Below are 21,370 nucleotides of genomic sequence, written 5' to 3' on the forward strand. Positions count from 1 at the left end.
AGAGCGAACTCTGCTTTTTTCTATGGCGAAGCTGAGATAAAGCTTAACTAACCTGAACTCGGGTTAACTAAGTTTACCGTGGCATTGCTTGTATTTTTTGCCGGAACCACAAGGACAAGGATCGTTACGACCAATCTTATCAGCATCACGGAACACCGGGCCCGCTGGCTTTTCTGGCACTTCCCCACCGATATGTTCGGCTTCTTCGTGCTGGAATTCCATTGTCACGGCATCGGCTTTACGACGTTGTTCTTCAACAGCTTCAACATCCTCAGGAGCACGGATTTGCACCCGGCATAACACCCCAATCACGTCCAGTTTTAACTGATCCAGCATATTGGAAAACAGTTCAAAAGCTTCGCGCTTGTATTCCTGCTTCGGATTTTTCTGCGCATAACCACGCAGGTTAATGCCCTGACGTAAGTGATCCATCGCCGCCAGATGTTCTTTCCAGTGGGTATCCAGACTCTGCAGCATCACCGCTTTTTCGAAATGACGCAGCACAGGCGCGCCGACCATTTCTTCTTTGAGCTGATAAGCTTTTTCGACCACTTCAAGAATTTGTGCTTTTAGTTTCTCTTCAAACAGTTTTTTGTCGTCGGCCAGCCACTGGGCAATTGGCATCTCGATGGCAAAGTCTGAGCGCATCCGCGCTTCCAGACCTGGAATATCCCACATTTCATCTAATGACTGTGGTGGAATGTACTGATCTAAGATAGAACTCACCACATCTTGGCGCACGGCATTGATGGTTTCTGAAATATCTTCACTGGCCAGCAACTCATTGCGCTGCTCATACACCACTTTACGCTGGTCGTTGGCGACATCGTCAAATTCAAGCAGTTGCTTACGAATATCAAAGTTGCGCGCTTCTACTTTACGCTGGGCGTTTTCAATGGCACGGCTCACCAGTGGATGCTCAATGGCTTCACCTGGTTCCATGCCGAGTTTACGCATCATGCCAGCCATCCGCTCGGAAGCGAAAATCCGCATTAACGCATCATCGAGTGCCAGATAAAAACGGCTTGAACCGGCATCACCCTGACGACCAGCACGACCGCGTAACTGGTTGTCAATCCGACGCGATTCATGCCGCTCGGTACCAATGATATGTAAACCACCTGACGCAATGACTGCATCATGCCGTTGCTGCCACTCAGTTTTAATGGCTTCAATCTGCGCTTCGGTTGGGTCTTGCAGCTTGGCTACTTCTGATTGCCAGTTACCACCCAGCACAATGTCAGTCCCACGACCAGCCATGTTGGTGGCGATAGTGACAGTACCAGGCCGGCCCGCTTCAGCAATAATCTGCGCTTCATTGGCGTGGAACTTGGCGTTCAGCACCTGATGCGGGATCTTGGCCTGATGTAATAAGCTGGATAAATATTCTGAGCTTTCAATCGACGCAGTACCCACCAGCACCGGACGGGCGGCACTACGGGTTGCTTCGATATCTTTGATAATAGCCTGATACTTATCTTCGGCCGTCAGATACACCAGATCCGGCATATCTTTACGCACCATAGGGCGGTTGGTTGGTACCACAATGGTTTCCAGCGCGTAAATTTGCTGGAATTCAAAAGCTTCAGTATCGGCGGTACCGGTCATACCGGCCAGTTTTTCATATAAACGGAAATAGTTCTGGAACGTAATAGAGGCCAGCGTCTGGTTTTCGTTTTGAATGCGCACACCTTCTTTCGCTTCAATCGCCTGGTGCAAACCTTCCGACCAGCGACGGCCTTCCATAGTCCGGCCTGTGTGCTCATCAACGATGACAATTTGATTGTCTTTAATCACATAATCAACGTCTTTCTTAAACAGGTTGTGCGCGCGCAACGCTGCATAGACATGGTGCAGCAAGGTGATGTTACTGGCGGAGAACAAAGATTCGCCTTGTTGCATCATGCCGCGTTCTAATAGAATTTCTTCTACCCGGATCTGACCACGTTCGGTTAAATAAATCTGTTTGGCTTTTTCATCAATGGTGAAATGGCCATCCCCCATTTCACCTTCTTCATCTTCTTTTTCCTGCCGTTGCAGCATCGGCACCACAGTATTGATTTGGCGGTACAGCTCTGAGCTGTCTTCGGCCTGACCAGAAATGATCAGCGGCGTACGGGCCTCATCGATCAGGATGGAGTCAACTTCATCGATAATGGCAAAAGCTAAATCACGTTGTACCCGCTCCGCCATGCTAAAGGCCATATTGTCGCGCAGGTAATCAAAGCCAAATTCGTTATTGGTACCATAAGTGATATCAGCAGCATAAGCCTGCTGTTTCTCTTCATGCCCCATGCCCGGCACGTTGACGCCAACCGTCAGACCCAGGAAGGCAAACAGAGGGGCGTTGGTCGCAGCGTCCCGTTTGGCCAGATAATCGTTGACGGTAATCACATGCACAGCTTTGCCGCTCAACGCATTGAGATAAGCCGGCAAGGTCGCAGTCAGGGTTTTACCTTCACCGGTACGCATTTCGGAAATTTTGCCCTGATGCAATACAATACCGCCCAGCAATTGCACATCAAAATGACGCATGCCAAACACTCTTTTACTGGCTTCACGGGCAGTGGCAAAAGCTTCTGGCAGGATATCGTCTAAACTGGCACCGTCTTGCACCCGCTGTTTAAATTCGGCGGTTTTGGCCGCTAACTGCTGATCGGTCAGCGCAGCAAACTGGCTTTCCAGGCTGTTGATCTGATCAACGGTTTTGCGGAGTTTTTTCAGGTAACGATCGTTGCGACTACCAACCAACTTGGTAAAAAGTTTTCCAAACATTGTCCAAATACCACTTTATTGTTGAGACTGGCGTGCAGTCCTGGCATAGCCATTTAATTTTGTTGTCCGACGGTTTACAAACAACATCGGGTCTATTTGCTGACCATCTTTTAATACTTCGTAATGCACATGGGGTCCGGTCGAACGACCGGTATTGCCTAATGTCGCAACTTGCTGGCCTTTACTGACCAACTGACCAATTTCTGTGTTCACCGCTTTGGCATGGGCATAACGGCTGCGATAGCCATCCGCATGTTCAATTTCGACCATCAGGCCATAACCAAAACGCTCGCCGGCCCAGGTCACGATGCCACCCGCAGTTGCCAGCACAGGTTCACCCTCTTTGCCGGCAAAATCGACGCCGCGATGGACTGCCGGCCGGCCGGAGAATGGGTCATTACGGACGCCAAAACCAGATGACAGATAACCACTGCTGACCGGTCGGCCAGACAACTGACTGTTGCTACCGATATTGTGATTCAGGTCCAAAGATTCAAGGAGGGCAAAGCGGGTTTGTTCAGATTGTAGGTTACGTTCCAGGTCGGTCAGTTGCAACAATACATGGTTCAGTTCAGCCAGACTGATTTCGGTGGAACTTTGCGAAGGACCGCCCATAGCCGGCACTTCGTGTAAATTAAATTCATCCGCCGACAAGTTGGCCGCATCTATCAGACGTTCTCCCACCATATTCAAGCGGTTGACCTGGGCCTGCAGCGAGGCGACTTTTGCCGTCAACGCGGCGATTTGATGCTCAGCTTTTTGCCGGATCGCGGTAATTTCCGCCGCCTCGGCCGCGCGTTCTGCTATTAATGGCTCCATACCAGCTTTGGCATCTGTCCATAACCGGCCGAAGGCTGCGCCTAAACCTATGGCAATACAAAATAATAACACCGCACTGACCAACCATTGCCGGGGCGTAGCACCAAAGCTATGCGGGCGATGTTGATCGCGGTAAAAAACTGTTAAACTCATGGGACCTCAGTTTCTGATTTTATTCGTTATGGCCCGCTATTCACGCAAACCTGTCGACGTTTCTGCTTTGCTGCAACAAAACACTTTGTTGCAAGGACCGCAGCAAACGGAAATAGTGCGTCAACTTAATACCGAATTAATCCAAATCCTGCAACTGGAAAAACCATATTTCTGCAGAGTGGCGCGTTTACAGGCAGGTCGGGCGCAAATTTTATGCAGCTCCGCCGCTTGGGCAACCCGGATTAAAATGCAAAGAGAAGCCATTCTAGCCAATTTCCGGCAAAAAATCTTGCCTGATTTAGCAGGCCTGGATATCGATATCAGTCCGAACACCGATCTGAGTTACCAGCAAGCCAATCCCGTGGCGAGCCCGCCGGCCAATCGGCAAATTTCAGAGCAGGCCGGGGCCTATTTGCTGGCTGCCGCCGAAGGTTCAGATCCGGCGTTAGCCGCCATTCTGAAGCGGCTGGCCGCCTTAGCCAACAAGACTTCAGATTAACCAACAAAAGCTAAAAAAAAACCTCACAATGTGAGGTTTTTCCTAATCTGCAGCTGACTGCCAACTGTTACGCCAGTTGGGGAGCCAAAAAAGAGATCGGTTGTTGGGCTGGTCGTTCAAAGGTGACAAATTCCCAGTTTTCCTGATTGGCCAGTACTGCACACAGCAGTTGGTTATTCAGGGCATGGCCGGTTTTGTACGCTTTAAATTCGCCCAGGATGCTGTAACCGGCCATGTATAAATCGCCGATTGCATCCAGAATTTTATGTTTGATAAATTCGTCGTCGTAACGCAGGCCGTCCTGATTCAACACGCGGAATTCATCCAATACCACTGCGTTATCGAAGCTGCCACCCAACGCCAGATTGTTGGCTCGCAGATATTCGATATCCTGCAGGAAACCAAAGGTCCGGGCCCGGCTGATGTCTTTAATAAAACCGGCCGCGGAGAAATCAAGTTTCATCCGTTGTTTGGTTTCAGAAATCACCGGGTGGTCAAAATCAATGGCAAAATCAATGCGAAAACCATGGTGTGGCTTGAATTCAGCCCACTTATCACCATCCTCTACCCGCACGGTTTGCTTGATGCGGATAAATTTTTTCGCCAGTTTTTGCTCGCTGATGCCAGCTTCCAATAACAGGTAAACAAATGGATTGGCACTACCGTCCATGATCGGGATCTCGGCAGCATCCACTTCAACCACCAGATTGTCGATGCCAAGACCCGCGACTGCTGCCATCAAATGTTCTGTTGTAGACAGGCGCACGCCAGCCGGATTAATTAAACAGGTACACATCACAGTATCACCGACCAGTTCAGGTGATACTTTAAAATCAACTATCGGATCCAGATCCACACGACGGAACACAATCCCCGTGTTGTCAGGCGCAGGCCGGAGAGTCAGCGTAACCTTCTCGCCCTTGTGCAGACCAACTCCGACAGAGCTGATTGATTTTGCAATAGTACGTTGTTTAATCATCATTTTTCGTCCTGTTCAAAAACTGAACAAACCCAAACGGCCGCGAAGCATAGCATATGTTCAGCGAAATGCCAATCGTCTGCCTATCCATCGCCAGGTCAAGCCCAGCATTAGCCGACTGTTAATCCGCTTGTTTGCGTAAAAAAGCCGGAATATCAAAGATATCAATATTGGCTTTATTATCCGCTTGCGGCTTCGTTTGCACGCTTTCTGCCGGCGCCATCGCTGGCATGGCATCACGCATTTCACGCGCCGCATTGCCTGCATTGCCGTAAACAGTACCGGCATTACCATAAACGCTGGCTGAATGGCTTTGATACTGAGCACGCACTGGCTCCGCAGCACGATGATGACCATGCACCAGGCTGATATCCGGCTTACGCTCAGAACCAATACCGGTCGCAACCACAGTCACCCGCAGTTCATCCGACATGTCAGGATCAATCACAGCCCCCACCACTACAGTGGCGTTTTCTGAAGCAAATGCTTTGACGGCATTACCGACAATTTCGAATTCTTCAATCGTCAGATCCAGACCCGCTGTGATATTGACCAGAATACCTTTGGCGCCAGATAAATCGATATCTTCCAGTAATGGGCTGGAAATCGCCTGCTCTGCCGCTTCTTCTGCCCGATCCGGACCTGAAGCACGGCCAGTCCCCATCATGGCTGTGCCCATTTCTGACATCACAGTACGTACGTCAGCAAAGTCGACGTTGATCAAGCCCGGACGCGTAATCAGTTCGGCAATCCCTTGCACAGCCCCTAATAACACGTTGTTAGCCGCTTTAAATGCATCCAAAAGGCTGGTGCCTTTGCCTAATACTTTTAATAATTTATCGTTTGGAATGGTGATCAGCGAGTCAACATGCTTTGACAACTCACCGATGCCTTCATCGGCATAATTTGAACGCTTTTTGCCTTCAAACGGGAATGGTTTGGTGACCACTGCCACCGTCAGAATGCCCAGTTCTCTGGCTACCTGAGCCACAATTGGCGCCGCGCCTGTACCAGTACCGCCACCCATACCGGCAGCGATAAACACCATATCAGCACCCATAATGGTCTTTTTGATGGTGTCACGGTCTTCTTCGGCCGAGCGACGACCCACTTCCGGATTGGCTCCGGCCCCCAGACCTTTAGTGACATTGGCACCTAACTGTAAGGTGACATTGGCAGAAGAATTACGCAGCGCCTGCGCATCGGTATTGGCTGCGATAAACTCGACGCCTTCGATGTTGTTCGCCACCATAAACTCGACCGCATTACCGCCGCCACCACCAACACCAATCACTTTAATGACAGCTTCTTCGCTGTGGTTTTCCATTAATTCAAACATAGCTCTCTCTCCGTTTGGGTACGCTTAAAACTCGCCTTTAAACCAGCTGGTCACTTTGCGTAACAAGCCACCGACTGATTCCCGTGCTGCGCCAGCTTTTTTCTGCTGCTGCCGCACATCTTTGCCATACAGTAACAGGCCGACCACGCTGGCATAGGCCGGGTCCTGCACGTATTCAGACAAACCTTTTACTTTGGCCGGATAACCAAGCCGAACCGGCATCTGGAAGATATCTTCAGCAAATTCAATTGCCCCTTCCATTTTTGCGGTCCCGCCAGTCAGCACCACGCCTGCGGCGATCTGCTCTTCCAGCCCACTGGCGCGGATTTCTTCCAGCACCAGTTCAAATAATTCCTGATAACGAGGTTCCACCACTTCTGCCAGCGTATGCCGTGACATACTGCGGGCTGGCCGGCCACCGACACTCGGCACCTCAATATTTTCTTCTTTACCGACCATGCTGCGCAGCGCACAGGCGTACTGAATTTTAATGTCTTCAGCATGACCAATCGGGGTGCGGAAGATTTTGGCAATATCGCTGGTCACCTGATTACCAGCCACCGGGATCACCGCGGTATGCCGCAAGGCGCCATTGGTATAAATCGAAATATCAATAGTGCCGCCGCCCATATCAACCACACAGACGCCTAATTCTTTTTCATCTTCGGTCAGCACGGCATAGCTTGACGCCAGCGAGCTGAATATCAGCTGATCAACCTGTAAACCACAGCGCTCGACACATTTTTCTATGTTCTTCGCCATATCGTTGGCACAAGTGATGATGTGCGCTTTCGCTTCCATCCGCACGCCAGACATGCCAATCGGGCTTTTAATGCCTTCTTGCATATCGACTGAGAATTCCTGTGGCAACACATGCAACAAACGGCGCTCGGCAGAAATGGGCACAGATTTGGCGGCATGGATCACATTAGCAACATCTTCCGCCGTGACTTCGGTATCATTAATCGGCACCATGCCACTTTCATTCTGGCAACGGATATGTTTGCCGGTAATGCCAAGGTAGACCGAAGAAACCCGGCAATCAGCCATCAGTTCAGCTTCATCAATGGCCCGTTGTACCGCTTGCACCACCAGATTTAAGTCGTTGACGCCACCTTTATCCATGCCACGGGCAATATGAGTACCAACACCAACAATACTGAGCTGGTCATCAGCGGTAATTTCGCCTACCAGCGCTTTAATCTGAGACGTACCGATATCTAAACCAACAATTAGATCCCGATCCAACGACTTGGTCATGCTTTTCTCTTTTCTGGTTGCACCGGTGCAGGCGCGAATCGTACCGCCAACCCGGTGTCATACCGTAAGTCGACCTGTTCGATCGCTTCGGCTTTATGTTTACTGATAGAAGGGTACAGATCGATAAAACGCTGCACCCGCTTTAACGTATCTTCCCGCCCGAGTTTTAATTCAATGCCATTACTCAGTGTGAGTTGCCAGGCAAAACGTGGTGATACCGACAAACTGCTGGCCTGAAACTGGTGCAAAGCCAATAAGCTCTGCACCTGACTGAACATGGTCAGGGCATCCTGCTCGCTGCCGCTGGGGCCTGCCAGTTGTGGTAACGGTTCCTTCAGCTGCGTGAGTGGTGCTTTAAACACTTCACCTTTTTTATTCAGCAGGAATTCTGAGTTCCACACTGCGACCGGGCTATGCTCTGTCACAACCACCACCAAAGTACCAGGCCATTGTTTGCGCACGGCGACCTGATAAACCCAGGGTTGTTGTTGCAGGTACTGCTGCACCTGATCAACGTTCACATGAAAAAAGTTACCGACAAACTGTTGCTGTAACTGCTGATGCAACTGCGCTGGCTGGATGTGGCCAAAATCGCCAAACACCCGCACCTGACGGATCGGCGCATTTTGCTGATCCTGCACCCATTGCACCACTTTGCTACCAAACCAGACCACCAGACTGAGCGAAAACAGAAAAAACAGCACCCCACCGACAAAAGCCGGCGTGAAAGGGGTTTTCTGTTTACTGCGCACTATGGTCATCAGTTGCTGTGTTCCTGTCAGTGAGCGGTCACGCCAGCTTTGAGCTGACTAATTTGTAACTGTTGTGCTGCCAGTTGCTTGGCCAGTGCACCAATATTGCCGGCGCCCTGCGTCAGCAGCACATCACCATCTTGCAATACATCGGCCAGCGCCTGCGCTAAATCTGCTGGTTGCGCCACATAAATCGGGTCCAGTTGCCCCCTTGCTCTGATGCTGCGACACAAGCTGCGGCTGTCAGCCCCAGCAATAGGCGCTTCACCGGCACTGTAGACTTCCAGCAACAACAAAGTGTCGACCGACGACAACACCTGGGCAAAATCTTCGTATAAATCGCGCGTTCTGGTATAACGATGCGGCTGATACGCCATCACCAAACGCCGTTCTGGCCAGGCATTACGGGCAGCAGCCACTGTCGCCGCCACTTCAGTCGGATGGTGGCCATAATCATCAACCAGCAGCACTTTACCGCGGCCGGTGTCAAACTCACCATATTGCTGAAAACGACGGCCAATGCCTTCAAATTTGGCAAAAGCACTGAGCACCGCCGCTTCACTGATGCCTTCATCAGTGGCAATCGCAAAAGCTGCGGTCGCGTTTAAGGCATTATGCCGGCCAGCCAGATTCAGCTGTACCGGGCGGCTCTGACCTGCCGGATCTGTGATGACAAATTTGGTTTGGGTACCGAGCTGACTAAAATCGCTGATGCGGTAATCGGCATCGGCGCTAAAACCATAGGTCAGCACAGTGCGGCCAATGGTCGGGATCAATTCACGCACCACTGGATCATCAATACAGACCACCACCACGCCATAAAACGGCAGGTTATGGCAAAATTCCAGATAGGTGCTTTTCATTTTTTCAAAATCGCCCTGATAGGTTTCCATATGATCAGGTTCGATATTGGTAATAATGGCGGCCATCGGCTGCAAGTGCAGGAAAGAAGCATCGCTTTCATCAGCTTCAGCAATCAGATAACGACCCGCGCCTAACTTGGCGTTGGTGCCGGCAGAATTCAGCAAACCACCAATCACAAAAGTCGGATCTGCCCCTGCTTCGGCAAAAATCGAAGCGACCAAACTGGTGGTAGTGGTTTTGCCGTGGGTACCGGCAATGGCAATACCGTGCCGGAACCGCATCAGCTCGGCCAGCATTTGGGCACGTCGCACCACAGGGATGCGTTGTTCCAGTGCCGCAGCTATTTCCGGGTTCTCGGCTTTAATGGCACTGGAGACCACCACCACACTGGCCCCTTTAATATTGTCGGCCTGATGGCCAAAACAAATATCAGCACCCAGTGCTGTTAAACGGTCCACCACTGGATTAGGCCCCAGATCAGAGCCAGAGACTTTGTAACCTTCATTCAGCAGTACCTCGGCGATACCGCCCATACCAGCACCGCCAATACCAACAAAGTGGATCCGCTCCACCCGGCGCATGGCGATTTTTTCCTGCGGTCTGGTTATTGTATTCATGTTATTTCAACCCTGTCATATGTCGACAAACTGCCACAACCTGTTCAGCTGCGTCGTCGATGGCACAAGCGCGTGCCCGTTGTGCCATGTCTGCCAGTGGCTTTTTATCAAGCAGCCAGCTTTGCAGCAGCGACACTAAATTTAAATTGTTCAAATCCGCCTGCGGCCATAACAACGCCGCTTGTTGTTGTACCAACCAGTTAGCATTGGCAGTCTGGTGATCATCGATGGCAGAAGGTAACGGCACAAAGATGGCCGCCACCCCAACACAGGCAATTTCACTGACAGTCAAAGCGCCGGCCCGGCAAATGACCAGATCGGCCCAGCGATAAGCGGCCGCCATATCATCAATAAAAGCTGTTGCTTCAATGGTTAAGCTGGCTGGTGCGCCAGTGTAACTTTGTTGCACTTGCGTTAACATCGCACTACCGGTCTGATGCCTGACCTGAACAGGCCCGCAAGCCGCGACCTGCTTCAGTTGCGCTGGTAAAACCTCGTTCAGCGCCTTAGCGCCTAAACTACCACCGACGATCAAAATATTTAAGCCTTTACTGAAATTATTCTCAGTTTTTAGCCCAATTAAGCTGCTGCGTACCGGATTTCCCAACACTTGCCGCTTTGGATGACCGACAAAGGCGGTCGGGAAAGCCACCAGTACCCGCTGTGCCAATTTTGCTAACAATTTGTTAGTAGTGCCGGCCACTGCATTTTGTTCATGGATCAGCAGCGGAATTTTTTGCAGCCAGGCGGCAAATCCACCCGGACCACTGGCATAACCGCCAAAACCGAGCACCAGTTGCGGCTGTAATTGTCTGAGCAGTTGCCGCGCCTGACTGATAGAGCGCCACAACATCCAGGGCGCTTGCAACAAGGACTGCAGCCCTTTACCGCGCAAACCGGCCACCTGAATGGGGTGGAACTGCCAACCAAAACCCGGCACTAAGCGCGCTTCCATCCGATCGGCAGTGCCCAGCCAGTGAATAGTCCAGCCTTCAGCCGCCAGTAAAGTCGCCACCGCCTGCGCCGGAAAAATATGACCGCCGGTGCCACCTGCCATAATTAAGGCAATTTTTGCTGGCTTGCTCATCAGGCTGCACTCCCACGAATGGCATGTTTACCTTTGAGCCGCACTTCAAAATCAATTCTCAGCACTATCGCGGCAGCAATCAGCATAATGATCAGGCTACTACCGCCAGAGCTGATAAAAGGCAGCGTCAGACCTTTCGTTGGCAGCACGCCGGTTGCCACACCAACGTTAACGAAGGTTTGACAACCAATCCAAATCGCCAGCGCATAAGCCAGGAAGCCATGAAAACTTAAGCCTTTTTGCAAAGCTCTTTTACCTATCCATAACGCGCGTACCAGCAGTAAAAACAGCAAGCCCATCACAGCACAGACGCCAAATAAACCAGCTTCTTCGGCGATCACCGCCAGAATAAAGTCGGTATGCGCTTCCGGCAGATATTCCAGTTTTTGCACCGAATTCCCCAGACCCTGGCCAAACCAACTGCCACGGCCAAAAGCCATCAAAGACTGCGTCAACTGATAACCGCTGCCAAAAGGATCAGCCCAGGGATCCAAAAAGGAGGTCACCCGCCGCCAGCGGTATTCGCTGTACACAATCAGCACGGCGATTGACATCAGACCGGTAAAAATCAGCCCGAAAAACTGCCATAACTTGGCGCCAGCCAGAAATAGCAGCACCACGCTGGTACCAAACATCACGATCACTGTGCCTAAATCCGGCTGCATCAGCAGTAACACCGCAAACACAAACAGAATCACCAAAGGCTTTAAAAAGCCTTTTAAATTTTCCCGCACTTCATCATGCCGCCGCACCAGATAACTGGATAAATAGACAAAAAAGAATAACTTAGCCGGTTCCGCTGTCTGGATGCCGATGGGCCCCAGATAGAGCCAACGGGTACTGCCGTTGACGTTACGACCGACCGCTAGCACCGCGACTAAGCCGAGTAAACCAAACACCAGTAATAATAAATTGGTGTTATGCCACCATTGAATAGGCACATTCAGCACGGCAAAAGCCAGACTTAGGCCAATCAGCACATACACCAGGTGCCGGACGCTGTAATGCAGCGGATTGCCAAACAACCGCTCAGCCACTGGCACTGAAGCACTGGTCACCATGACAAAACCGATACATAGCAGTAGGACCATTAAACAAAAAAAGAATCTGTCATAACTGACGCCATCTTCGGCCTGCCACCAATGCTGCAGATCATCGCCGATTTGCTGGCACCAGTTTTGCGGTATTTGCCACAGTTGCTTCATGCCAGCACCTGCAGCACAGCCGCAGCAAACAGGTCGCCGCGCTGCTCATAATTTTTAAACATATCCAGACTGGCGCAAGCAGGTGATAACAACACCAAATCGCCGCTTTGCACTTGCTTTGCAGCCACCGCAACGGCGGCAGTCAGATCGGCGACTTCGATAGCGCCAGGCACTAAGGCTGCAATCGCAGGACCGTCTTTACCCAGCGTAATCAGCAGATCTACCTGCTGGCGTAAGACACCGCCTAATTCGGTAAAATCAGCGCCTTTGCCATCACCGCCAGCGATCAGAATTAATTTGCCGCGTACTTCAGCGCGTAAGCCGGCAATCGCAGCCAGCGTAGCGCCGACATTGGTCGCCTTTGAATCATTGATCCAGCGCACACCGTTTTTAGCGGCGACTAAAGCACAGCGGTGCGGCAGACTCTGGTAACTTTGCAGCGCCTGAATTAAACCGGCCCGACTGGCACCTGCGGCTAAGGCCACTGCAGCAGCGGCCAGCGCATTAAACTGGTTATGCTGACCGACCAGGGTCATTTGCGCCACTGGCAGCAACGGCTCACCAGCCACCACTAACCAGCTTTCGCCGGCCTGTTCAAGCAAGCCATATTGCGTCGGCTCGGCATTGGCAGCCGTCAGTTGCTGCAGGCTAATGGCAATATCGGCTGGCCCAAGCTGTGCAGGCTGCGTCAGCGCATCAGCGGCGTTATACACCGCAAGCGCTGCATGCTGAAAAATCCGCTGTTTGGCAGCGGTGTAAGCCGCCATGGTGCCGTGCCGGTCCAAATGATCTTCGGTTACATTCAGATTACAAGCCGCCACTAACTCCAGCTCAGAGGTGGTTTCTAACTGAAAACTGGACAGCTCCAGCACATAAACTTCAGTATCCGTCTGCTCTAATGCATCCAGCACAGGTAAACCTATATTGCCGGCAGCTAAGGCTTTGAACCCACTGCAACTAAGCATATGACTGACTAAGGTGGTGACTGTCGATTTGCCATTAGAACCAGTGATGCCCACCGCAGGTCGCTGATTGCATAACGCAAACAGCTCGACATCGCCAATCAGCCGGGTGCCTTGGGCTTCAGCAAAACGGATAGCCGGATGACGGGTATCCAGCCCCGGGCTCACCAACACAATATCCATCCTTGCCAGCCGGTTGGCATCGAGTTCACCTAAATAGATACCGTCGACTTTTTCCGGCGCAATCTGCTCCAGACCACTGACTTTGAGCCGGGTATCCATCAAGGTTGGCTTCACCCCTTGTTTCAGCAAAAAACGCACCGTGGCCAGACCCGACAGGCCTAGTCCCAACACCGCTACTTTTTTGCCCTGAAACAATTTAGTCATCATGCTTTCCGCTTTTCCAGTCCTAACGCAGCTTCAGGGTCGCCAGACCAATCAGCACAAAAATGATCGATAAAATCCAGAATCTGACAATCACCCGCGGCTCTGGCCAGCCTTTTAATTCGTAGTGATGGTGGATGGGGGCCATCCGAAAAATCCGCTGACCACGCAATTTATAAGAACCCACCTGCAGGATCACCGACATGGTTTCGATGACAAAAATACCGCCCATGATAATCAGCACAATTTCTTGGCGCACCAGCACTGCAATGACGCCCAGAATGGCACCCAACGCCAGCGAACCGACATCCCCCATAAAGACCTGCGCCGGGTAAGTGTTAAACCACAAAAAGCCAAGCCCGGCACCGACAATACTGGCACAGACCACCACCAGTTCTGAGGTTAATGGCAAGTGCGGAATATGCAGATAATTGGCGAACACCACGTTGCCACTGACATAAGCAATCACGGCAAAGGCCATTGCCACCATAATGGTTGGCACTATCGCCAGACCATCCAGCCCGTCGGTTAAATTGACAGCGTTACTAAACCCCACCATGACAAAATAAGTGGTGACCAGGAAAAACAGCCCCAATTGCGGCAGCACATCTTTGATAAAAGGCAGCACCAGACTGGTTTCAGCTGGCCGGTCAGAAGTGGCATACAAGAAAAAGGCGGTAATAATGGCAAATACCGATTGCCAGAAGTATTTCCAGCGCGCAATCAGACCTTTTGGATCTTTGCGGATCACTTTGCGGTAGTCGTCAATAAAGCCGATCCAGCCGTAGCTGACCAGCACAAACAGCACCACCCAGACATATTTATTTGATAAATCAGCCCATAGCAAAGTACTGATAGCAATAGAGCCTAAAATCAGCAAGCCACCCATAGTAGGTGTGCCTTTTTTAGAGAAATGACTCTCCGGGCCATCGTTCCGCACTGTCTGGCCAATTTGCAACCGTTGCAGCGCTGCAATCAGTTTTGGTCCAAAGTACAGACTCAGCAGTAAAGCCGTCAGGATCCCGAGGATAGATCTGAAGGTTAAGTAACTGAATACGTTAAACGCATTGATGTATTGAGTTAAAAACTCGGCTAACCAGACTAACATGCACCTGTCTCCTGCTGACATCTTTCTAGCAAGTCCTGCACAACCAACTCCATCCGGGCACTGCGTGAACCTTTCACCAGAATGGAAACCTCTGCCTCAAGCTGTAAAAAGGGCAGTAATTTTGCGACCAATTGTTGCCTGGAGCTGAAATGCGCGCCTTGGGCATGGAATAACGCACTGGCGTTCTGCGATAACACACCCAGCGTGAACAAGTGGTTAATGCCAAGCGACAGCGCATGCTGGCCGACTTCTTCGTGGTACAAACGGGCATCCGGGCCTAATTCACCCATATCACCCAGCACCAGAATACGAATACCGCCATATGAGGCTAATAAATCGGTGGCGGCTTTAGCGGATTCAGAATTAGCGTTGTAAGTGTCATCAATAATCCGCAATAACGCTTTTGGCTGATGCACATTGATCCGGCCTTTCACTGGTTTCATCTGCGACAATCCCAGTTGTACATCCGCCAGACTGGCACCCATCGCCAGCGTTGCAGCAGCAGCGGCCAGCGCATTACTGACATTGTGCTTACCCGGTAACGTCAGTTGAATAAACCGCTGCCCATAAGGAGTGCACATGGTAAAACCTGCACAACCTTGCTCATCCAGCGCAATAGCTTCGGCATAATAATCGGCTTGCTGCGTCATGCTGAACGTATGCACCTGCAGATGAGACAGCCGCTGCAACCAGTAGCTGTGAAACTCGCTATCAAGCGGCACTATCGCCAGACCATCGGCCGAAAGTCCGGTGTAAATTTCGCCTTTGGCGCGAGCCACACCGAATAAATCGCCAAAACCTTCCAAATGGGCGGCTGCCACATTGGTAATCATCGCTACTTTGGGTTTGACCAAGGACGTGGTATAAGCGATTTCACCCAAGTGGTTGGCACCTAGTTCCATCACAGCATACTGATGCTCCGGTGTTAACCTGAGCAGCGTCAGCGGCACACCGATTTCATTATTAAAATTACCCGCGGTCGCCAGCACATTACCAATGCGCGACATAATAGCCGCCATCATTTCTTTGACTGTGGTTTTACCCACGCTGCCGGTCACCGCGACTGCCGGTACTTGCAGGCGTTGTTTCACCAGCGCCCCTAGCTGGCCTAATGCCAGTTTGGTATCAGCCACCACCAGTTGTGGCACCGTCACCGCAAGTTGTTGCTCTGTCACCACCGCCACAGCGCCTTTGGCAACTACATCTGCGACAAACTGATGGGCATCAAAATTCGGCCCTTTGAGCGCAATAAATAAATCACCGGCTTGGATAACACGGCTGTCAGTGCTGACACTTTGGATCTCCAGGTCGGCACCTATTAGTCTGGCTTCAGTGGCCAGCGCAATTTCACTCAGTCTGAGGCTGATCATCGGCACATCTCCGCCAATAAGCTGTCAATAAATTTACGTTCGTCATAGTCCCGCACCACCTGACCAATGATCTGGTAGGGTTCATGGCCTTTGCCAGCCACTAAAATCATGTCATCGGGCTGGGCTTCAATCAGCGCCAGTTTGATGGCGGATTCACGATCCGGTTCGATTTGGAAATGATCGCTGCTGGCAAAACCAGCCACTATGTCCTGACAAATATCCAGCACGTCTTCGGTGCGCGGATTGTCAGCCGTGATAATCACATGATCGGCATATTGCTCTGCCACCCGCCCCATCAGCGGTCTTTTGCCTTTATCGCGATCGCCACCACAACCAAACACACACCATAAATGGCCGCGGCATTGTTGCCGTAGCGCCACTAAACTTTGTTCCAGCGCGTCCGGGGTGTGGGCATAATCCACCACCACCGACACCTCGTCCGGGAATTGCCATTGCTCCATCCGGCCAGGCACTGCCAGTAAACGAGGTAAGGCCTGCACCAGCTCTGGCAGGTCATGACCGCAGAGCAACATGGCGCCCATCGCAGCCAGCACATTCTGCACATTAAATTCAGCCAGCAACGGGATATGCAATTGGAAATGACCCAGGTGACTATGCAAAGTGCAACGGAAACCATGGCCATCCGCCTGCAGATTGTCATAACCGAGGAAACGGCTAAAGCCCTGACAATCGGCGAGCCGGCCATAGGCCAGCACCGGCAATTCGGTTTGCGCTGCCAGAGTTTTGCCAAAAGCATCTGACACATTAATCACCGCAGCATCGGCATAGGTTTTGCTGAACAGCAATGCTTTCGCGGCGCCATAAGCCTGCATAGTGCCGTGGTAATCCAGATGATCCCGAGTTAAATTGGTAAACACCGCCACCGCAAAATTTAACCCCGCCACCCGCTGCTGGATCAGGGCATGCGACGAGACTTCCATCGCCACCCGCTGACAGCCGCGCTGAAATAACTCGGCAAAAATGCGGTGTAAATCCACCAGATGTGGCGTGGTATTTTGCAGCGGTTTAAAAGCCGGAAATTCGCCATAGCCTAAAGTGCCAATCACAGCGCCAGCTTCGTCTAACAAGCGGGTCAACTGATTGACAAAAATCGCGCTGCTGGACTTGCCATTGGTGCCGGTAATAGCCACCAGCTGCATTTGCCGATCCGCTTGCCGATAATAAGTGCTGAGCAGTTGCGGCAGCAGCGGCATCAAATCCGGCCACAACAACAGTCTCGGATCGCGCGCCAGATCAGCTTGTCCGGCCGTCAGTTCATTGGTCAGTACCAGCGCGGCACCTTGCGCCAGTGCATCAGCAATATATTGATTGCCATGGCTGGACACGCCCGGCAATGCCAGGAAAATATCACCTTTATTCAATTGCTTAGTGCTGATGCATAACTGCGCATCCGGCAAAATTTCTGCGCGGTTCTCTAACGCACAAAGCGACTGCCCTTCGACAGTCGCTTTAAACGGGGATAACCACTGTTGTAGTCGGTTAACCTGCATCTGGACCTCCGGCCACTTTTGAGATGCGACTATCATTGCCATCCGGTGGTAAGTTCAGCAGTTGCATGGCTGCCCCCATCACCGCACTAAACACAGGTGCAGCCACTTCACCACCGCCGTAATAATCTCCGCTTGGTTCATTGATGATCACCACACAGGCCAGTCGCGGCTGTGAAATCGGTCCAATACCAGCAAATGAGCCAATATAGTCATCGCCATAACCACCAGAAATGGCTTTTTTCGCCGTACCTGTTTTACCACCTACGCGGTAACCCGGCACTTTGGCGCGGGTTGCGGTGCCACGTTTTTCGGTGACGGCTTCCAGCATTTCGACCATGGCATCAGCGTTATGTTCGGCAATGACCCGGACGCCCGGTGGTGGATTGTCGGTTTTCAGAATGGTCAGCGGCCGCACAGTACCACCATTGCCAATAGCGGCATAAATCCGTGCCAATTGTACCGCTGTCACCGACAAACCATAACCAAACGACAAGGTAGCCCGTTCAAACTCTGACCAGCGGGCCCTTTCACGCAACTGACCGGCGCTTTCACCAAGCAGACCTAAGCCGGTGTCCTGACCCAGCCCCATGTTGTAATACATGTTCAGCATATCTTCGTGTGGCATGTTCAGCGCGAGCCTCGTCACCCCAATGTTACTGGAACGACGAATAATACCGGTTAAATCCAGATCACCATTACCGGTGACATCAGTCACCCGGCCACCGCCTACCCGAATGGGTCCATGCCCGGTCGGAATAATGGTATTCATATCAGCAGTACCATTTTCCAGCGCTGCCAGCACCGGCAACGGCTTCACGGTGGAGCCAGGCTCAAAAGTATCGGTAATAGCGCGGTTACGAAAACGATGCACCGCCACGCCTTTACGATTGTTCGGGTTAAAAGAAGGACTATTCACCATCGCCAGCACTTCACCGGTATGCACGTCGACCAACACCACAGAACCTGAGGCTGCGCCAAAGGTCAGTACAGCTTTTTTCAGCTCGCGATAAGCCACCGCCTGAATACGCTGATCAATACTAAGCTGTAAATTCCGCGATGCGGTGGCGTCGGTTTGTTCCAATACTTCAATTTCGCGGCCTTTGGCATCTTTACGGATCACCTTGCGACCCGCTTCGCCTTTGAGCAGGGCATTAAACTGCCGCTCGACCCCTTCAACGCCTTTATCATCGACGTTGGTAAAACCGAGGATATGCGCCGTCACTTCACCTGCCGGGTAATAACGACGTGATTCCTGTTTGAAATAAATGCCGGGGACTTTTAATTTACGGATGTAATCGACAGTGGCCGGGCTGGCATGGCGCTGCAAATAGACATAACGTTTTTTCGGATCTGTGGCAATTTTATCTGTCAGTAGTTGTGGGCTGATCCTTAGCATATCTGCCAGCGCATGCCAGCGGCGGGTATCCCCCTTGGCATTGGCTTGCATCACCACTTTAGAATCAGCATAAATAGATTCAACCGGCACACTGACCGCCAGTTCCTCGCCATGCCGATCGAGGATCATACCGCGCATCACTTCGTCAGATTTGACCCGCAATGAGCGTAAGTCGCCCTGCTCCACCAGCATGTCAGGGTCAACTACCTGCAAATAAGCCGCTCTGGCCACCAAACCAAAAAAAATCACCGACAGTGTCAGTACGACAAAAGCAAAACGCCAGCTAATCACCGTCGGGTGTTTGCGCTGTTTGGCTTGCTTGACTGTTCTCACCGGTCTTTTCATGGTTGATCCACCACTATATCCTGCTCACCTGTTGGTCGAACCATCTGGAGTTGCTTCTGCGCAATCTCCTCAACCCGGCTGTGTTCAGACAAAGCCCGTTGTTCTACCAGTAAATTGCGCCATTCCATTTCCAGCGCGTCACGTTGTTGGAATAATTTGTCCTGACTGATGGTCAGTTGCCGATTCATATGGGTAAACTCAACCACAGCCAAGGCCGAACCAATACACAAAATCAGCAACAGGATCACCAATTTATGATTGGCAATATCCTTTAAAATCAGCTGATTAAGCTTAATGCTACTCATGGCTGTTTTTCTCAGCAATCCGCAGCACCGCACTGCGCGAGCGTGGGTTTTGCGCCAGCTCAGCCTCAGACGGCATCACGGCTTTACCAATCAGCTTCAGCGGTAAATGTCTTTTTAATTGCGCTTCCGTCAGCGGCAACCCTTTAGGCACTGCCGGTGGCTTGCTGTGCTGGCGCATAAATTGTTTCACCAGCCGGTCTTCCAGTGAATGGAAGCTGATCACCGCCAGTCTGCCACCCGGCTTTAGTGCCAGCAGCGCAGCATCCAGCGCAGTTTTGACCTGCTCCAGTTCGCTGTTGATATAAATCCGGATCGCCTGAAAACTGCGGGTGGCCGGATGTTTTTTCTCTTTAAAACTTTTTGGTACCGTCGAGGCAATCAAGGCGGCCAGTTGGCTGGTGCGGGTCAGTGGTGCCGCATCACGGCTGTCGACGATAGCGTTAGCAATTTTCCAGGCGAATTTCTCTTCGCCATATTCGCGCAGCACAAAAGTGATATGTTCGACATCCGCTTTGGCCAGCCAGTCAGCGGCAGAAATACCGGAAGTCGGGTCCATCCGCATATCCAGCGGACCATCCCGCATAAAACTGAAACCACGCTCGGCGTCATCCAGTTGTGGTGATGACACCCCTAAGTCCAATAAAATGCCATCCAGTTGGCCACTGATCTGTTGCTCTGCCGCCACTGTGGCTAATTCGGCAAAGGCACAATGACTGATATGAAAACGGCTATCAGCGGCAAATTCAGCCGCAGCGGCGATGGCCTGCGGATCGCGATCGATGGCAAATAACCGGCCTTGGGCATTTAACTGACTGAGGATCACCCGGCTGTGGCCGCCGCGACCAAAAGTCCCGTCCAGATAAATGCCGTCTGGTCTGATATTCAGACCATCAATGGTTTCCTGCAACAGGACTGAAATATGTGCTTGTGACGTCATTACAATGCAAGGTCCTGTAAACGTTCAGAAAGTTCGGCTTCGCCAGTCGCGGCCATTTGTTGTTCTACTGCCATATCCTCGGCGACACGCTGATGCCAGGTCTGTTCGTCCCAGATCTCAAATTTATTCAACTGGCCAACCAAGCGCAGATTTTTGCTCAGATGCGCATGTTCTCTTAAGGTCGCCGGCAATAAGATGCGACCGTTTTTATCCATTTCGCAGTCGGTGGCATGGCCCAGTAACAACCGTTTCAGCCGTTGTTCCTGCGGCACAAAGTTCGATAGCTTTTGCAGTTTTTCTTCGATTTCTTCCCACTCTGCCAGCGGGTACAACATCAGACAGGGATCTTTGTGATCAATGGTGCAGATCAGCTGGCCGCCGGCATCAGACAACAGGCTATCGCGGTAACGCGTTGGCAGCGTCAACCGGCCTTTGTCATCCAGGCTTAAAGCAAATGATCCACGAAACATGTTGATCCCATCTTGTTGGCATTTGAGCAGGTGAAGATCCACTTTCACCCACGAATCTCCACAATGCTACAGTTTAGGGCGCATAAAAGCGCCTTGTCAAGGTAAAACCCCACTTAGCACCTTGTTTAAAACTCAAGAATGACGCGGCTTAGCGCCAGATCACTGAAAAAAGTGGGAAAAAGTGGGAGAGATGCCAAATCCTGGTAGCAGTAGGTTATGCGTAACTAATTTTC

18 protein-coding genes are annotated in these 21,370 nt (G+C 51.4%); 1 reads left to right on the forward strand and 17 read right to left on the reverse strand.

The features are described 5' to 3' along the window. Positions 1-63: 63 nt before the first annotated feature. The gene (gene secA, locus AC53GJ_RS18640) at positions 64-2,775 is read right to left on the reverse strand and encodes a preprotein translocase subunit SecA (protein ID WP_496729896.1); all 2,712 of its coding nucleotides are present in this window, start codon (positions 2,773-2,775) and stop codon (positions 64-66) included. 15 nt (positions 2,776-2,790) lie between these two features. Beyond that, positions 2,791-3,747, reverse strand: coding sequence for a M23 family metallopeptidase (locus AC53GJ_RS18645; protein ID WP_496729897.1), 957 nt, complete (start codon positions 3,745-3,747; stop codon positions 2,791-2,793). Between AC53GJ_RS18645 and AC53GJ_RS18650 the strand changes: the two genes are divergently transcribed. Then, positions 3,746-4,246: a DUF721 domain-containing protein gene (locus AC53GJ_RS18650; RefSeq protein WP_496729898.1), complete on the forward strand. Its 501-nt coding sequence runs from the start codon at positions 3,746-3,748 to the stop codon at positions 4,244-4,246. The two genes, AC53GJ_RS18645 and AC53GJ_RS18650, sit on opposite strands and share 2 nt — an antisense overlap. 67 nt (positions 4,247-4,313) lie before the next feature. Here the strand turns inward: AC53GJ_RS18650 and lpxC are convergent, their stop codons facing one another. The 15 genes from lpxC to mraZ all read right to left on the reverse strand — a co-directional run bounded on the left by lpxC (position 4,314) and on the right by mraZ (position 21,137). Beyond that, positions 4,314-5,225 carry a UDP-3-O-acyl-N-acetylglucosamine deacetylase gene (gene lpxC / locus AC53GJ_RS18655; RefSeq protein WP_496732821.1) on the reverse strand — a complete coding sequence of 304 codons (912 nt, stop codon included), beginning with the start codon at positions 5,223-5,225 and terminating at the stop codon, positions 4,314-4,316. 121 nt (positions 5,226-5,346) lie between these two features. Beyond that, positions 5,347-6,564, reverse strand: coding sequence for a cell division protein FtsZ (gene ftsZ, locus AC53GJ_RS18660; protein ID WP_496729899.1), 1,218 nt, complete (start codon positions 6,562-6,564; stop codon positions 5,347-5,349). A gap of 24 nt (positions 6,565-6,588) precedes the next feature. Continuing rightward, positions 6,589-7,824 carry a cell division protein FtsA gene (gene ftsA, locus AC53GJ_RS18665; RefSeq protein WP_496729900.1) on the reverse strand — a complete coding sequence of 412 codons (1,236 nt, stop codon included), beginning with the start codon at positions 7,822-7,824 and terminating at the stop codon, positions 6,589-6,591. Beyond that, positions 7,821-8,585, reverse strand: coding sequence for a cell division protein FtsQ/DivIB (locus tag AC53GJ_RS18670; RefSeq protein ID WP_496729901.1), 765 nt, complete (start codon positions 8,583-8,585; stop codon positions 7,821-7,823). Before AC53GJ_RS18670 ends, ftsA begins: the two co-directional genes overlap by 4 nt. Positions 8,586-8,602: 17 nt before the next feature. Beyond that, positions 8,603-10,057, reverse strand: a complete 1,455-nt coding sequence (gene murC, locus AC53GJ_RS18675) for a UDP-N-acetylmuramate--L-alanine ligase (protein WP_496729902.1) — start codon at positions 10,055-10,057, stop codon at positions 8,603-8,605. 1 nt (position 10,058) lies between these two features. Further along, complete coding sequence (murG, locus tag AC53GJ_RS18680) at positions 10,059-11,144, reverse strand: undecaprenyldiphospho-muramoylpentapeptide beta-N-acetylglucosaminyltransferase (protein ID WP_496729903.1); 1,086 nt, start codon at positions 11,142-11,144, stop codon at positions 10,059-10,061. Next, on the reverse strand, positions 11,144-12,349 hold the full coding sequence (gene ftsW / locus AC53GJ_RS18685; RefSeq protein ID WP_496729904.1) for a putative lipid II flippase FtsW: 1,206 nt from the start codon (positions 12,347-12,349) through the stop codon (positions 11,144-11,146). Before ftsW ends, murG begins: the two co-directional genes overlap by 1 nt. Continuing rightward, positions 12,346-13,701, reverse strand: a complete 1,356-nt coding sequence (gene murD / locus AC53GJ_RS18690) for a UDP-N-acetylmuramoyl-L-alanine--D-glutamate ligase (RefSeq protein WP_496729905.1) — start codon at positions 13,699-13,701, stop codon at positions 12,346-12,348. Before murD ends, ftsW begins: the two co-directional genes overlap by 4 nt. A 19-nt stretch (positions 13,702-13,720) precedes the next feature. After that, complete coding sequence (gene mraY, locus AC53GJ_RS18695; RefSeq protein ID WP_496729906.1) at positions 13,721-14,803, reverse strand: phospho-N-acetylmuramoyl-pentapeptide-transferase; 1,083 nt, start codon at positions 14,801-14,803, stop codon at positions 13,721-13,723. Continuing rightward, positions 14,797-16,173 (reverse strand): UDP-N-acetylmuramoyl-tripeptide--D-alanyl-D-alanine ligase, encoded by a 1,377-nt coding sequence (locus tag AC53GJ_RS18700; protein ID WP_496729907.1) that lies wholly within the window; start codon positions 16,171-16,173, stop codon positions 14,797-14,799. Before AC53GJ_RS18700 ends, mraY begins: the two co-directional genes overlap by 7 nt. Next, a complete protein-coding gene (locus tag AC53GJ_RS18705) occupies positions 16,170-17,684 on the reverse strand; it encodes a UDP-N-acetylmuramoyl-L-alanyl-D-glutamate--2,6-diaminopimelate ligase (protein ID WP_496729908.1) in 1,515 nt (504 codons plus the stop codon). Before AC53GJ_RS18705 ends, AC53GJ_RS18700 begins: the two co-directional genes overlap by 4 nt. Further along, positions 17,674-19,425 carry a penicillin-binding transpeptidase domain-containing protein gene (locus AC53GJ_RS18710; RefSeq protein ID WP_496729909.1) on the reverse strand — a complete coding sequence of 584 codons (1,752 nt, stop codon included), beginning with the start codon at positions 19,423-19,425 and terminating at the stop codon, positions 17,674-17,676. The genes AC53GJ_RS18705 and AC53GJ_RS18710 overlap by 11 nt, the downstream gene beginning before the upstream one ends. Then, complete coding sequence (ftsL, locus tag AC53GJ_RS18715) at positions 19,422-19,730, reverse strand: cell division protein FtsL (protein WP_496729910.1); 309 nt, start codon at positions 19,728-19,730, stop codon at positions 19,422-19,424. The genes AC53GJ_RS18710 and ftsL overlap by 4 nt, the downstream gene beginning before the upstream one ends. Then, the gene (gene rsmH, locus AC53GJ_RS18720; RefSeq protein WP_496729911.1) at positions 19,723-20,667 is read right to left on the reverse strand and encodes a 16S rRNA (cytosine(1402)-N(4))-methyltransferase RsmH; all 945 of its coding nucleotides are present in this window, start codon (positions 20,665-20,667) and stop codon (positions 19,723-19,725) included. The genes ftsL and rsmH overlap by 8 nt, the downstream gene beginning before the upstream one ends. Next, positions 20,667-21,137: a division/cell wall cluster transcriptional repressor MraZ gene (gene mraZ, locus AC53GJ_RS18725; RefSeq protein ID WP_496729912.1), complete on the reverse strand. Its 471-nt coding sequence runs from the start codon at positions 21,135-21,137 to the stop codon at positions 20,667-20,669. The genes rsmH and mraZ overlap by 1 nt, the downstream gene beginning before the upstream one ends. Positions 21,138-21,370 lie beyond the last annotated feature (233 nt).

It is taken from the genome of Rheinheimera sp. B2H12 (assembly GCF_059620065.1).